A 13,163-nucleotide genomic window follows, 5' to 3' on the forward strand; every position below is an offset into this window, starting at 1 on the left:
GCCCATGATGCCGAACATGTCGGTGACGCCGTTGGCGACCAGGGTCTCCACGAAGGCCTCCGAGGGCGTCATCTTCTGCTTGCCTTCCACGACCTGACGGGTATCTGTGGTGTTCTCTGTGCTCATGGCTGGCCTCCTGAATGCGACCGATATATTTTTTATGGTACGAAAAGTTCCGCATAACGAAACCTGACTCAAATCTAGCCGCCTCCCCGAGAAAGGTCAACCTTAAATCTCGTAAAACGGTACAAATTGATTTCTTTTACAGAACACGCTACCTTGAGCGCACAAGGGAGACCTGCCATGACCAGTCACAAGACAGAGACAACGCGTATAGAAGGCGACACTCCTGCACAGCGTCTGTTGGCGCTGTTGGAAGTCATCGCTGACAAGGATCACTTCTTCACCTTGCAAAGCCTGGTGGAGGAGACCGGCATGCCCAAGCCGACGCTGCACCGCATGCTGCAGCAGCTCGAAGGTTCCGGCATGCTGCAGCGCGAGGCCGACAGCCGCCACTATGGCAAGGGCAGTCGCCTGCGCCGGCTGGCCGAGAACCTGCTGCTCAACGATACCGTGCATGGCGCGCGACACGCCGTGCTGCGTCAGCTGGTCGACGAAGTGGGCGAGAGCTGTAACATCACCGCCCTGTCGGGAAGCGAAGTCCTCTACCTGGACCGGGTCGAGACCTCGGAGGCCCTGCGATTTTATCTCCATCCCGGCTCACGGGTGCCGGTGCACTGCTCCGCCAGCGGCAAGCTCTTTCTGGCACAGATGTCGCCGGCCCAGCGCAGGCGCCTGTTGGGCGAGGTGCCTCTCAAGGCCTTCACGAAAAACACCCTGACCGATATGGACCAGCTGGAACAGGAGATCGACGAGGTACGCCAACAGGGCTATGCCTTCGACGACGAGGAGTTCCTGTCAGGGTTGTTATGCATTGCCGTGCTGGCCAATAATCCTCAGGGTGGCAAGTCCAATATCGGAATAGCCATTCAGGCGCCTATCATGCGCCTCACTCGAGACAAGGCGCTGGAGTGCCTGCCGGCACTGCAGCGAGCCGCTGACGCCATCGCCGCGATCGACAGCGACGCCATGCTTACCCAGCACCACACTGCCAGCAGCGTCTAGCGACGCGGCCGGCAAACACCAGCCGACGACCCAGCGTCGTCGGCAACCACGCTTGACGGGGTGCCGTTGAAGACGGCTGAGATCATGCCTCTCTAACCGGAGACACAGCATGGATCCCGTTGAACCTGAACTGGTTAGGACCAGCGTAGGGATCAAGCGACAGGCCGCGCGCACCCGATGCCGCGGCCCCTGTCCTCCCCGCCTGTGTCCTCCCTGACAAGACTCCGACAATCCAGGGGAGAACACCATGAGCAAGACCGCCCACTTCCTCGCCGAGAGCGCCCGCGTCGACGAGGCCGCCATCCAGCCGCTGCCCGGCTCGCGCAAGCTCTACATCGAGGGCTCGCGCCCCGATATACGCGTGCCCTTCCGCGAGATCGCTCTCTCGCCGACCCGCACCTCCGGCGAGAGCCCGGATGAGCAGAACCCACCGCTGCTGGTGTACGACACCTCCGGCCCCTACACCGACCCCGAGGCCGAGATCGACCTGCGCCGCGGCCTGCCCGAGCTGCGCCGGGCCTGGATCGATGAACGCGGCGACACCGAGTGGCTCGACGGCCCGACCTCCGAGTATGGCCGGCGCCGCGCCAACGACCCGATGCTCGCCAACCTGCGCTTCGACCTGACCCGCACGCCTCGTCGCGCCAAGGCAGGAAAGAACGTCACCCAGCTCCACTACGCCCGTCAGGGCATCATCACCCCGGAGATGGAATTTATCGCCATTCGCGAAAATCAACGCAGGCAAGCTCTGGGGTCCGAGGAAGTCGAACGCATCCTCGGCCACCAGCACGCCGGCCAGGGCTTCGGCGCCTATCTCCCCGACGAGATCACTCCCGAGTTCGTGCGCGACGAGGTGGCCGCCGGCCGGGCGATCATCCCCTGCAATATCAACCACCCGGAATCCGAGCCGATGATCATCGGTCGCAACTTCCTGGTGAAGATCAACGGCAACCTCGGCAACTCGGCAGTCACCTCCTCCATCGAAGAGGAGGTCGACAAGATGACCTGGGGCATCCGCTGGGGTGCCGATACCATCATGGACCTCTCCACTGGGCAGAACATCCACGAGACCCGCGAATGGCTCATCCGCAACGCTCCGGTGCCGATCGGCACCGTGCCCATCTACCAGGCGCTGGAGAAGGTGGGCGGCGTGGCCGAGGACCTCACCTGGGAGGTGTTCCGCGACACCCTGATCGAGCAGGCCGAGCAGGGCGTCGACTACTTCACCATCCACGCCGGGGTGCTGCTGCGCTACGTGCCGCTGACCGCCAAGCGGGTCACCGGCATCGTCTCCCGGGGCGGGTCGATCATGGCCAAGTGGTGCCTCTTCCACCACCGGGAGAGCTTTCTCTATGAGCACTTCGAGGAGATCTGCGAGATCTGCAAGCGCTACGATGTGGCGTTCTCGCTGGGCGACGGCCTGCGCCCCGGCTCGGTGGCCGACGCCAATGACGAGGCGCAGTTCGCCGAGCTCGAGACCCTGGGAGAGCTGACCCGCATCGCCTGGCAGCACGACGTCCAGGTGATGATCGAGGGGCCGGGCCACGTGCCCATGCACCTGATCAAGGAGAACATGGACAAGCAGCTCGTCGAGTGCGACGAGGCGCCCTTCTACACCCTGGGGCCGCTGACCACCGACATCGCGCCCGGTTACGATCACATCACCTCCGGCATCGGTGCGGCGATGATCGGCTGGTACGGTTGCGCCATGCTCTGCTACGTGACCCCCAAGGAACACCTGGGGCTACCCAACAAGGAAGATGTGAAGACCGGCATCATCACCTACAAGATTGCCGCTCACGCCGCCGACCTGGCCAAGGGCCATCCAGCCGCCCAGCGTCGCGACAACGCCCTGTCCAAGGCACGCTTCGAGTTTCGCTGGGAGGACCAGTTCAACCTCGGCCTCGACCCGGACACCGCGCGGGAGTACCACGACGAGACGCTGCCCAAGGACTCCGCCAAGGTGGCGCACTTCTGTTCCATGTGCGGTCCCAAGTTCTGCTCGATGAAGATCAGCCAGGAAGTCCGCGACTACGCCAGGGACAAGGGCCTCGACGGCGACCAGGAGGCGGTGATGCAGGGCATGGAGGAGCAGGCTGAGAAGTTCCGCGACCAGGGCGCCGAACTCTACAAGCCAGTCTGACAGGACGACGCCCCCACCGAACGGTGGGGGCGCTTGCATTGACGGCGACTGCCAGCGAGCATCAGAAGCGGTAGCGCACACCCACGCTTGCCGCATCGAAGGTGTACTGATCCTCGTCGAGGTAGCGCATGTAGTCGGCACCCAGTGCCACATTGGGCGCCACATCAAACTCGGCACCGGCGCCGTAGGAGAAGCCGGACTCGCTATCGACATCTCCGTCCACCTCGGTCATGCCGGCCAGGCCATAGAGACGAAACTCCTGGGAAACCGGCAGGATGCCCTTGGCGTAGAGCCCCACCAGGGAGTCCAGCTCGACCGGACCATCCGATCCGCCACCCCCCAGATGACCCTCCACGGCGAAGAAGTCGTTGAACTTCAGGCCGCCGTTGACCCGCAGGCCGACACTGTCGCGGCTGCTTGCCGGGCCATCCGGATCAAGCTCCCAGAACATGGCGTCACCGCCCACATAGCCCTGGGGATAGGGAGGCTGCTGGGCCTGGGCGGCGGTAGCACCAGCGGCAAGCAGGGCGGAAGTCACGGTGGCAATGGTAAGGGTCTTCATAACGCACTCCTCATTAACGAACAGTGTTTCCTAACACCTCCAAGTGTGGCCCCTCTACGACGAAGTATCAAGGGACAAATGTGCAACGTTGCGCTACCGAGCGTCGGCGAGTCGCGACATACCATCGACCACCCTGCCTGGCTATACTCATCTATCACGCAGGTATCACGCAGGCAGGGCTGACTCATCGGGAAAGGAATCAGGGATGCGTTACTGGTTGATCGCCAACACTCGTGCCGGAAGCGGCTCCCGCGGCGCAGACTTCTGGAAGCCGCGCCTCGAGCATGCCGGCATCACGACACATCGGGTATGCGACCTGGCCGATGATGACTGGGAGACGGCGCTCGAAACCGACGACACCGCGCTGGTCGCCGGCGGCGACGGCTCCGTCAACCGGGCCGCCAGGGTATGCCTGGACCGGGGTGCCACCCTCGGCGTGCTGCCATCCGGCACCGCCAATGACTTCTCGCGCAACCTCCACCTGCCGGAAGATCCCGACGCCCTCTGCCGGGTTATCGCCAGGGGACGAGTCGAGCGGGTCGATGTCGGCTGGCTCGACGACCAGCTGTTCCTTAATGTGGTGCATATCGGCCTGGGCACCCTGCCGACGACCCAGGCCTCGACACGCCTCAAGCGCTGGCTGGGTCGCTTCAGCTATGCGGCCATGCTACCGCAGCTGCGTCGCCTGGGCCTGACGCGTGGCTTCAAGGCCACCATCCACACCGATGATGAGCGCATCGAAGGGCGCTGGCTATCGCTGGCCATCGCCTCGGGGGCCTTCTTCGGCGGCGGCACGCGAGTCCCCGGCGCCTCTCCCCGGAGTGGACGACTGACCCTCGTCGCCGTGCGCCCCCGCCCATGGTGGGAGCTGCTGTGGACCTTTCTGATCACCCGCTACCAGGGGGCGCCCCCCAGCGAGAACGACAGCGTCGAGCAGTACGCCACTGCCGCCTGTCGCATCCAGATGGAGCAGGAACATCGGGTCACGGCCGACGGCGAACTGCTCGGCAAGTTCGCTGAACTGCAGTTGCGTATCGAGAAGGGTGCCCTGCCGGTGATTACCGGCAAGCGATAGGCGCCTCCTGCTCCTGCTTCCTACTCCTGTTTCGAGAGCCCCAGTATCACGATGCCCGTAAGCACCAAGCCGCCGCCCAGCAGCTGCACGGACGACAGCGTCTGGCCAAGCACCAGGTAGCCGAGCACCAGCGCCGCCACCGGTTCCATGTTCATGGCCGGGGCGTTACGCGCCATGTCCAGGCGCGGCACGCTGATAAACAGAATGGAGAAGGCCACGCCGTAGAACAGCCCCAGCGCGGCCAGCCCCCAGGCACCCGCAGCGCTCTGGGGCAGGTCCATGCCGCCCGGCACCAGACCGGCGGCGCCGGCCGCCAGCATGCTGACCAGCACCGTGAGCATGGTCAGCAGGCTGCGCAGGGTACTGCCCACGGCGGCCAGACGATGCTCGGTGATCCAGATGGCCACGGCGAACACCAGCGCGGCAGTCAGCCCAAGGCCCACGCCAAGCAGCCAGTCGGGCCCCATGGCGGCGGGGTCGGCGAACCAGGTCGGCACGTCCAGCACCACGACCAGGCCGGCGAGAATCACCCCCATGACCAGCGCCGCGCGCAGTGTCGGTCGCGGCCCACCCAGCGCCCAGTTGAGCAGCGCCAGCTGGATCGGCGCGGTGTTCATCAGCAGCAGTGCCACCACCACCGGAATCCGCGCCACCGCCGAATAGAGCGAGAGACTCTGCACCACGATCAACAGCCCCACCAGCAGTTGCCAACCGGCGGTACCCGCCGGCAGGCGCAGCGACTTGCGCTGCAGCAGCACCAGGCTACCCAGCACCATCACGGCCACACAGGAGCGCACCAGTATCGCCAGCAGCAGTCCGGTCCCCTCATCGAAGGCGACCCGGGCGGCGACATGGTTGGTGGCAAACAGCGTGGCCACACTGCACAGCAGCATGATGGCCAGTGGACGAGGCAGTGCGGCGGCTTTCGACATGGGGCTTCCTTGCGTAAGCGGTATTGCGAGCGTAAACGGGATGGCGACCGATGCTTCGAACCGAAGCATGACGCGCATCAAGTGCCGGGTACGACCGAGATCGAAGCCCCATGGTAGCCTAGCGTCTTATTCTTTCCACGAGGCCCCTCGATGCGTGCCCCGATCCTGGTGATCAACTGCGGCTCCTCCTCCATCAAGTACGCCCTGGTCTCCGACGCCCCCAGCCAGCCACGCCAGTCGGGCCTGGCCGAGCGCCTGGGCGGCGGCGACGCGCGCCTCAAGGGCATGGATGCCGACGGCCACGAGTTCTCCCGGCCGCTGCACGGTGCCGACCATACCGAAGCCATGGCGGCGATTCTCGATGCCCTGAGCGGTCCGGCACCGGCCGCGGTGGGCCACCGCATCGTGCATGGTGGCGAGCGGTTCACCGCCGCCACCCGCATCGACCCCGCCGTGCTGCGCGCCATCGAGAGCACAGGCGCCCTGGCACCACTGCACAACCCCGCCAATCTGGTGGGGGTACGCGCCACCCTGGAGCTGTTTCCCGAGCTGCCCCAGGTCGCGGTCTTCGATACGGCCTTTCATCAGAGCCTGCCGCCACGCGCCTACCGCTATGCCCTGCCCCAGCATCTCTATGCCCGCCACGGGATTCGTCGCTACGGCTTCCACGGCAGCAGCCATGCCTATGTCAGCGAGCGCGTCGACCACCTCTCCAATCGCCCCCATGGCGGCTGGCTGATCGCCCATCTGGGCAACGGTTGCTCGACCTGCGCGGTGTGGCAGGGCCGGAGCGTGGATACCAGCATGGGGCTGACGCCGCTGGAGGGCCTGGTGATGGGCACCCGTAGCGGCGATGTCGACCCCGGCCTGCATGCCCACCTGAGCCGCCAGCTCGACTGGTCGCTGGAGCGCATCGACACCCTGCTCAACCGGGAGAGCGGGCTGCTGGGCCTCTCCGGGCTCTCCAACGACATGCGTCGCCTGGAACAGGCCGCCGCCGAGCACCACCGCGGCGCCGAGCTCGCCATCGAGGTGTTCTGCTATCGCATCGCCAAGTCCCTGGCCGCCCTCTCCTGCGCCCTGCCCCGGCTCGACGGCATCGTCTTCACCGGCGGCATCGGCGAGAACGCCAGTGCGGTACGCGCCCGGGTGGTGGAGGCCCTGCCCCACTTCGGGCTGCGCCTCTCGGCCGCCGCCAACGCCGCCACCGTGGGCGGCCAGGAGGGGCGCATCGATGCCGGTGACAGCGGCCCCGAGCTGTGGGTGATTCCCACCGATGAAGAGGGCCAGATCGCCTTCGAGACCCGTCAACTCCTCAGCGAGGCCACCGCATGAGCACCAGCGCGACACGCCCCGAACCCCGCACCCTGCTGCTGGTCCCCACCGGCGCCAATGTCGGCCTGACCTCCGCCTGCCTGGGGCTGATACGCGCGCTGGACACCCTGGGCCTCAGAGCCGGCTTCATGCGCCCCTTTCGCCAGGATGACATCAACGGGCCCGGCTCGGATCGCTCCACGGCGCTGGCCCGAACCACGCTGGGGCTCACGCCTCCCGAGCCGCTCCCCCAGGCACGCCTGGAGCGGCTGCTGCGCGACGACCGCATTGCCGAGCTGATGGAAGAAGCCGTCGCCCGGCACACCCGCGTCGCCTGCGGCGATGAGGAGACCTGCCCCGATCTGGTCATCGTCGAGGGACTGGTCGCCGGCCCCCAGAGCAGCTATGCCGGTCTGCTCAATGCCGAACTGGCTCGCGCCCTGGACGCCCGGGTGATCCTGGTGGCCGATGGCGACCTCGAGAATCCGCGCCAGCTGGCGGAGCAGCTCGACATCCATGCCCAGCCCTTCGATGGCACGCGCTCCGCGCGTACCCTGGGGTGCATCCTGATGCGCGTGCGTCCGCTGCCTGCCGCCGCCGGCAATCCCTCGCTGGCCGCTCCGGAGCTGGCCGCCCACGGCAACGGGGCGCTTGCCGAGACCCTGCGCCAGCACCTGCCGGCGCTGGATGGCGAGCAGTTCCGGCTGATCGGTGCCGTGCCCTGGCACGACGCCCTCTCCGCCCCGCGCATCATCGATGTGGCCCGCGCGCTGGACGCCCGCTTCCTGCATGAAGGCGATGCCGCCACGCGCCGAGTGATGGGCACCAGCCTGTGCGCGCGCAGCGCCTACCGCGCACTGCACGTCTTCAAGCCGGGGCGGCTGGTCGTCTCCCCCGGCGACCGGGACGATATTCTGCTGGCCGCGGCCCTCTCCACCATGAACGGCGTGCCCCTGGCCGGCGTGCTGCTCACCCACGGCGAACAACCCGGCGAGTCGATGGTGGAGATCTGCCGCCCCGCGCTGCGCACCGGCCTGCCGGTGCTGTCGGTCGACTCGGACAGCTTCGAGACCGCCAAGAGCCTCGACCGCATGGCCAACGATATCCCCATCGATGATGCCGAGCGCGCCGAGCAGGTGACCCGCTTCGTCGCCAGCCATCTGGATCTGCACTGGCTCAAGGCCACCCTGAGCCGCGGCTACTCCCGCCGGCTCTCCCCCGCCGCCTTCCGCCATCAGCTGGTACAGCTGGCCCAGCAGGCCGACCGGCGCATCGTGCTGCCCGAGGGCAGCGAGCCACGCACCCTGGAGGCGGCGGTGATCTGCCAGCAACGCGGCATCGCGCGGTGCGTGCTGCTCGGCAGACGCGAGGAGATCGAGGAGGTGGCCCGACAGCGCGGCATCGAACTGCCCGAGGGGCTCGAGATCATCGACCCCGATACCATCCGGTCGCGCTATGTGGCCCCCATGGTGGCGCGGCGTGCCGGCAAGCTGAATGAACTCACCGCCGAGGCCCAGCTGCAGGACAACGTGGTGCTCGGCACCATGCTGCTGGCCGAGGGTGAGGTCGGTGGCCTGGTCTCCGGTGCGGTGCACACCACCGCCAGCACCGTGCGCCCCGCCTTCCAGCTGATCAAGACCTCGCCGGACTACCGCCAGGTATCGTCGATCTTCTTCATGCTGCTGCCCGAGCAGGTGGTGGTCTACGGCGACTGCGCGGTGAACCCCGACCCGAGCGCCGAGATCCTCGCCGAGATCGCCATCCAGAGCGCCCGCTCGGCGGCGGCCTTCGGCATCGAGCCGCGGGTGGCGATGATCAGCTACTCCACCGGCGAATCCGGCTCCGGTGCCGACGTCGAGAAGGTTCGTCAGGCCACGCGCCTGGCCAGGGAGCGTGCCCCCGAGCTCTGCATCGACGGGCCGCTGCAGTACGACGCCGCCGCCATCGAGAGCGTGGGACGTCAGAAGGCACCCGACTCCCCGGTAGCCGGTCGCGCCACGGTCTTCGTGTTCCCCGACCTCAACACCGGCAACACCACCTACAAGGCGGTGCAGCGCAGCGCCCAGGTGGTCAGCGTCGGCCCCATGCTGCAGGGCCTCAACAAACCGGTGAATGACCTGTCGCGTGGCGCGCTGGTCGACGATATCGTCTACACCATCGCCCTCACCGCCATCCAGGCGAGCCAGCCTGGCTAAGAGTGCCATTGCCCTTTTCGAGCCGCTGCCACGGCTGGCCCCGAACGGGCAATGCGAATATGCTTGAAATACCAATTGCCTTCACACTGGAAGGCTAGAACAACCATGGAGAGAGAGATGCCCGGCCTGCTTCCCGATGTCGACCCCGATGGCCTGCTGGAGTACTCGGTGGTCTATACCGACCGCTCGCTGAACCACATGTCGGCGCGCTTCCAGGAGGTGATGCGCGATATCTCCGCACACCTCAAGAGGGTCTACAACGCCCACAGCGCTGTAATCGTACCCGGCAGCGGCACCTTCGGCATGGAGGCCGTTGCCCGCCAGTTCACCAAGAATCGGCGTGCCCTGATTCTGCGCAACGGCTGGTTCAGCTACCGCTGGAGCCAGATTCTCGAGATGGGCCAGATCGCCGGCGATGTCAATGTGCGCAAGGCGCGTCGCCTGGACGAGGACGATGCCACGTCACCGTTCGCCCCGGCGCCGCTCCAGGACGTGATCGACGCCATTCGTGACGCCCAGCCCGACATCGTCTACGCCCCGCATGTCGAGACGGCCTCGGGCATCATGCTGCCCGACGACTACATTCGCCAGGTGGCCGACGCCATCCACGAGGAGGGTGGCCTGTTGGTGCTCGACAGCATCGCCTCCGGCGCCATGTGGGTGGACATGCAGGACCTCGGTGTTGATGTGCTGATCAGCGCGCCGCAGAAGGGCTGGAGCGCCTCGCCCTGCTGCGCCATGGTGATGCTGTCGCGGCTGGCCCGCGAGACCATCGAGGAGACCACCAGCACCAGCTTCGCCTGTGATCTGAAGAAGTGGCTCACGATCATGGAGGCCTACGAGAATGGCGGGCACGCCTATCACGCCACCCTGCCCACCGACGGCCTGGTCAAGCTGCGTGACGTCATGCTCGAGATCGACCAGTACGGCCTCGACAAGCTGCGTGACGAGCAGCAGGCGCTGGGCAGCGGCGTGCGTGAACTGCTCGCCGACTACGGCTTCAAGAGCGTGGCCGCCCCCGGCTACGAGGCTCCCGGCGTGGTGGTCAGCTACACCGATGACCCCGGCATGGTGGGACGCTTCGCCGAAGAGGGCCTGCAGATCGCCGGTGGGGTACCGCTGATGTGCGACGAGGGCGACGGCTTTCAGACCTTCCGCATCGGCCTGTTCGGGATGGAGAAGCTTCACCACCACCAGCGCGCCATCGATAGCCTGCGCCAGGCCCTGGAGAAGATCGCGAAAGCGAATCAGCCCACGCCCGACGAGGCGTAGTGTCGACTCTCGAAGGCTCGAGAGTTCAAGAGCTCGAGCAGGTGCATAAAAGAAGCGGGCGGCCCTGGGGCCGCCCGCCTCGTATTTGACGTTGGCGCCGCAAAACCATGCGGCACCCTCTCAAGCGCCGCCGAAGCCACGCGGCACATAGCCCAGGTTGTTCTTTACTTCCTTGACGCCGGCAGCATTCTCGGCCGCGACCTGAGCCGCCATGCGCTCCGTGTCGTTCTCCACCAGGCCCCACAGCTCCACCTGGCCCTGACTGACGATCACGTTGATGCGGTCCACCAACACGCCGGTGTTCTGATCGATCTCCTTGCGAATCGCCTCACGAATCTCGCGATCATCGGCGCTGGTCGCGGCAGTCTCCGGATCGACCACGGCGAACCCCTGGAGCAGGTTGGCACGGCTGACGATACCCACCAGCTTGCCGTTGCTGACGACCGGTACCCGCTTGATGTGATGCTTCTCCAGCAGCCGCGAGATCTGCGCAAGCGGCATATCTTCGCTGATGGTCAGTGGGTCGGGAGTCATGATCTCGTGAGCGCGGCGACCATGAGACTTGACGTACTCGCCGGGGTCATTGACCGCAAACAGCCGCAGCCACCAGGACTTGCGCTTGTCATCCTCGACCCGCCGAATGAGATCGCCTTCGCTGACGATACCCAGCACCTCATCGCTGTCACTCACCACCGGCACGGCACTGATGCCATGCTCGAGCAGCAGGCTGGCGATCTCTCGCACCTCGCTGTCACGGCCTACGGTGATGACGTTACGGGTCATGATATCGGCGGCTTGCATCGACGTTCTCCAGCGGGTTCAGGGGCTTGTAAACTCAAGATAGCAACGAGCCGGGCCTTTTGCCTTGACCCTGAGCAGGATCCGTTAACGCTTCTTCATCACGCCGAAGGTGACATTACTCCACCCGAGGCGACGTTGCCGGTTCGGCGTCGCTGATCAGCAGATCGATATCGTCGAGGGTGCCGAAACGGGCCGGGCGGATCACCCCCAGCTTGGTGGCATCGGCCACCAGGATACGCTCACCGGCCATGGCGATGGCGGCACGCTTGGGGGCTACCTCATGAAAGTGGAAGCAGCTCAGACCATGGCGAGGATGCACCCCCGCCGCCGAGAGAAAGGCCCGGTTGATGCCCAGGCGCCCAACGGCCGAATCCACCGCATCGCTCTCGAAGGACTGCGAGGCCGGGTGATAGAGCCCACCCAGCAACACCAGGCGAAGCCCCGGGTGGCGAGCCACGGCGCTGGCCACGTTGAGGGCGTAGGTGACCACGGTGAGCTCTCGATAGTCGGCCAGTTCGGCCACCAGCGGCGTCAGGGTGGTGCCGCAATCGATGAACAGGGTATCCCCCTCCTCGACCCGGGCCGCCGCTTGACGGCACAGTTCACGCTTGGCGGCGGCCTGGCGGTCCCGCTGATCGTCGAGATCGTAGACCGGGGCGTAGCGCGGGTCGGCGGCACGCACCAGGTAGCCCCCCATCAGCATCAATTCGCCATCACTCGCGGCCAGGTCACGACGAACGGTCATCGGCGAGACACCACACAGGGTCGCCGCCTCCGCCAGGCGCAGGCGACCCCGCTCCGCCAGCACCTCGGCCAGCCGTGCTACCCGCCGTGCGCTGCGTTCATTGATGCGTTGCGCCATGCAACGAGCCCTCGCGGCAAGATGAAAATGTTAGAAAAATAACACTGTCTGTTATACTTTTCACGTGAGCCACGCCCCCCAGGGCGACAACCGCAACGCCAGCCATCGAGACCCGTTCATGATTCGCCATCTCTCCCTTCTCGGCCTGGGCACCGGCCTGCTGTTCAGTGTCGTTCCCGCCCAGGCCGACGGCGTTGCGACCCCGCTCTGGTCCTTCGCCAACGTATCCGCCAACTACCTCGACTGGTCTAGCGGCAGCGAGACACGTACCGCGAGCAACGCCGCCAAGAGCGACTTCGTCTATCTCGAGCTCGAGGGCGGTGCTGGCTACAGCTGGGGAGAGTTCTACGGCTTTCTTGACTTCGAGAATCCGGGCAACGACCGCTTCGACGAAGACAGTGGAGGCAAGGACAACTTCCGCACCGCCGCCAAGGTGACCACGCATCTCTATATGGGCGAGACGCCGTTCTCGGTCTACGCTCACGTCTACGACTTTCGCGACTACGGCTTTGAGGCGCGTGAACAGGACCAGATCCTCGGGCTCGGCTATCGCCACACCTTCGACAACGGGCTGTGGTTCAAGCCATTTCTCGGCGCCGCGCGAGTGCAGAGTGACGGCTTTACCGGCATGAATGGCTTCATGGCCGGCTGGGTCGCCGGTTACGACTTCAGCGTCCTGGATCAGGCGTTCAGCCTCACCCAGTGGCACGAGCAAACCTTCGACCGCGACGATGACTATCTGCGCCAGAACTACATCGGTGACAAGGCCGGTGAGGTAGGGACCAACGGTGCCCTGAGCCTGTGGTGACATCCCCATCGCCGTCTCACCGCCGGGGTTCAGTACCGCTACGCCGACAACAAGCTTGGCACGCCGGGGCAGTA

General features: G+C 65.8%; 11 protein-coding genes and 1 riboswitch. Of the genes, 7 read left to right on the plus strand and 4 right to left on the minus strand.

The features are described from left to right. Positions 1-303 precede the first annotated feature (303 nt). Together RM463_RS13905 and thiC are read left to right on the plus strand one after the other, a co-directional pair. Entirely contained in the window at positions 304-1,125 is an 822-nt protein-coding gene (locus RM463_RS13905; RefSeq protein ID WP_195687975.1) for an IclR family transcriptional regulator, read from the plus strand. A gap of 46 nt (positions 1,126-1,171) precedes the next feature. Beyond that, a riboswitch (TPP riboswitch) is annotated at positions 1,172-1,294 on the plus strand. A 78-nt stretch (positions 1,295-1,372) separates the two neighbouring features. After that, complete coding sequence (gene thiC, locus RM463_RS13910; RefSeq protein ID WP_311430311.1) at positions 1,373-3,268, plus strand: phosphomethylpyrimidine synthase ThiC; 1,896 nt, start codon at positions 1,373-1,375, stop codon at positions 3,266-3,268. A gap of 61 nt (positions 3,269-3,329) precedes the next feature. On the opposite strand, the gene RM463_RS13915 is transcribed toward thiC, so the two are convergent. Then, positions 3,330-3,830 (minus strand): porin family protein, encoded by a 501-nt coding sequence (locus RM463_RS13915; RefSeq protein ID WP_195687973.1) that lies wholly within the window; start codon positions 3,828-3,830, stop codon positions 3,330-3,332. A gap of 205 nt (positions 3,831-4,035) precedes the next feature. Between RM463_RS13915 and RM463_RS13920 the strand changes: the two genes are divergently transcribed. Then, on the plus strand, positions 4,036-4,905 hold the full coding sequence (locus RM463_RS13920; protein ID WP_195687972.1) for a diacylglycerol kinase family protein: 870 nt from the start codon (positions 4,036-4,038) through the stop codon (positions 4,903-4,905). Positions 4,906-4,925: 20 nt separating this feature from the next. Here the strand turns inward: RM463_RS13920 and RM463_RS13925 are convergent, their stop codons facing one another. Further along, entirely contained in the window at positions 4,926-5,837 is a 912-nt protein-coding gene (locus RM463_RS13925) for an EamA family transporter (RefSeq protein WP_195687971.1), read from the minus strand. Between the two features lie 150 nt (positions 5,838-5,987). Between RM463_RS13925 and RM463_RS13930 the strand changes: the two genes are divergently transcribed. From RM463_RS13930 to RM463_RS13940, 3 genes are all read left to right on the plus strand, one after another. Further along, the gene (locus RM463_RS13930; protein ID WP_311430312.1) at positions 5,988-7,172 is read left to right on the plus strand and encodes an acetate kinase; all 1,185 of its coding nucleotides are present in this window, start codon (positions 5,988-5,990) and stop codon (positions 7,170-7,172) included. Continuing rightward, positions 7,169-9,346, plus strand: a complete 2,178-nt coding sequence (gene pta, locus RM463_RS13935; protein ID WP_311430313.1) for a phosphate acetyltransferase — start codon at positions 7,169-7,171, stop codon at positions 9,344-9,346. The genes RM463_RS13930 and pta overlap by 4 nt, the downstream gene beginning before the upstream one ends. Before the next feature lie 117 nt (positions 9,347-9,463). After that, positions 9,464-10,618, plus strand: coding sequence for an aminotransferase class V-fold PLP-dependent enzyme (locus RM463_RS13940; RefSeq protein WP_195687968.1), 1,155 nt, complete (start codon positions 9,464-9,466; stop codon positions 10,616-10,618). Between the two features lie 120 nt (positions 10,619-10,738). On the opposite strand, the gene RM463_RS13945 is transcribed toward RM463_RS13940, so the two are convergent. After that, on the minus strand, positions 10,739-11,419 hold the full coding sequence (locus tag RM463_RS13945; RefSeq protein WP_311430314.1) for a CBS domain-containing protein: 681 nt from the start codon (positions 11,417-11,419) through the stop codon (positions 10,739-10,741). Between the two features lie 115 nt (positions 11,420-11,534). After that, positions 11,535-12,281 carry a DeoR/GlpR family DNA-binding transcription regulator gene (locus RM463_RS13950; protein ID WP_229332963.1) on the minus strand — a complete coding sequence of 249 codons (747 nt, stop codon included), beginning with the start codon at positions 12,279-12,281 and terminating at the stop codon, positions 11,535-11,537. 64 nt (positions 12,282-12,345) lie between these two features. On the opposite strand from RM463_RS13950, the gene RM463_RS13955 reads away from it, so the two are divergent. After that, positions 12,346-13,089, plus strand: coding sequence for an outer membrane protein OmpK (locus RM463_RS13955; protein WP_311430315.1), 744 nt, complete (start codon positions 12,346-12,348; stop codon positions 13,087-13,089). Positions 13,090-13,163: the final 74 nt, after the last annotated feature.

Source organism: Halomonas sp. LES1 (assembly GCF_031846005.1).
GTDB lineage: Bacteria > Pseudomonadota > Gammaproteobacteria > Pseudomonadales > Halomonadaceae > Halomonas.

What these genes read in the sequence shown, in the direction of transcription:
- RM463_RS13905 (WP_195687975.1), top strand. Translation starts at nt 304, where the DNA reads ATGACCAGTCACAAGACAGAGACAACGCGTATAGAAGGCGACACTCCT.
- thiC (WP_311430311.1), top strand. Translation starts at nt 1,373, where the DNA reads ATGAGCAAGACCGCCCACTTCCTCGCCGAGAGCGCCCGCGTCGACGAG.
- RM463_RS13915 (WP_195687973.1), bottom strand. Translation starts at nt 3,830, where the DNA reads ATGAAGACCCTTACCATTGCCACCGTGACTTCCGCCCTGCTTGCCGCT.
- RM463_RS13920 (WP_195687972.1), top strand. Translation starts at nt 4,036, where the DNA reads ATGCGTTACTGGTTGATCGCCAACACTCGTGCCGGAAGCGGCTCCCGC.
- RM463_RS13925 (WP_195687971.1), bottom strand. Translation starts at nt 5,837, where the DNA reads ATGTCGAAAGCCGCCGCACTGCCTCGTCCACTGGCCATCATGCTGCTG.
- RM463_RS13930 (WP_311430312.1), top strand. Translation starts at nt 5,988, where the DNA reads ATGCGTGCCCCGATCCTGGTGATCAACTGCGGCTCCTCCTCCATCAAG.
- pta (WP_311430313.1), top strand. Translation starts at nt 7,169, where the DNA reads ATGAGCACCAGCGCGACACGCCCCGAACCCCGCACCCTGCTGCTGGTC.
- RM463_RS13940 (WP_195687968.1), top strand. Translation starts at nt 9,464, where the DNA reads ATGCCCGGCCTGCTTCCCGATGTCGACCCCGATGGCCTGCTGGAGTAC.
- RM463_RS13945 (WP_311430314.1), bottom strand. Translation starts at nt 11,419, where the DNA reads ATGCAAGCCGCCGATATCATGACCCGTAACGTCATCACCGTAGGCCGT.
- RM463_RS13950 (WP_229332963.1), bottom strand. Translation starts at nt 12,281, where the DNA reads ATGGCGCAACGCATCAATGAACGCAGCGCACGGCGGGTAGCACGGCTG.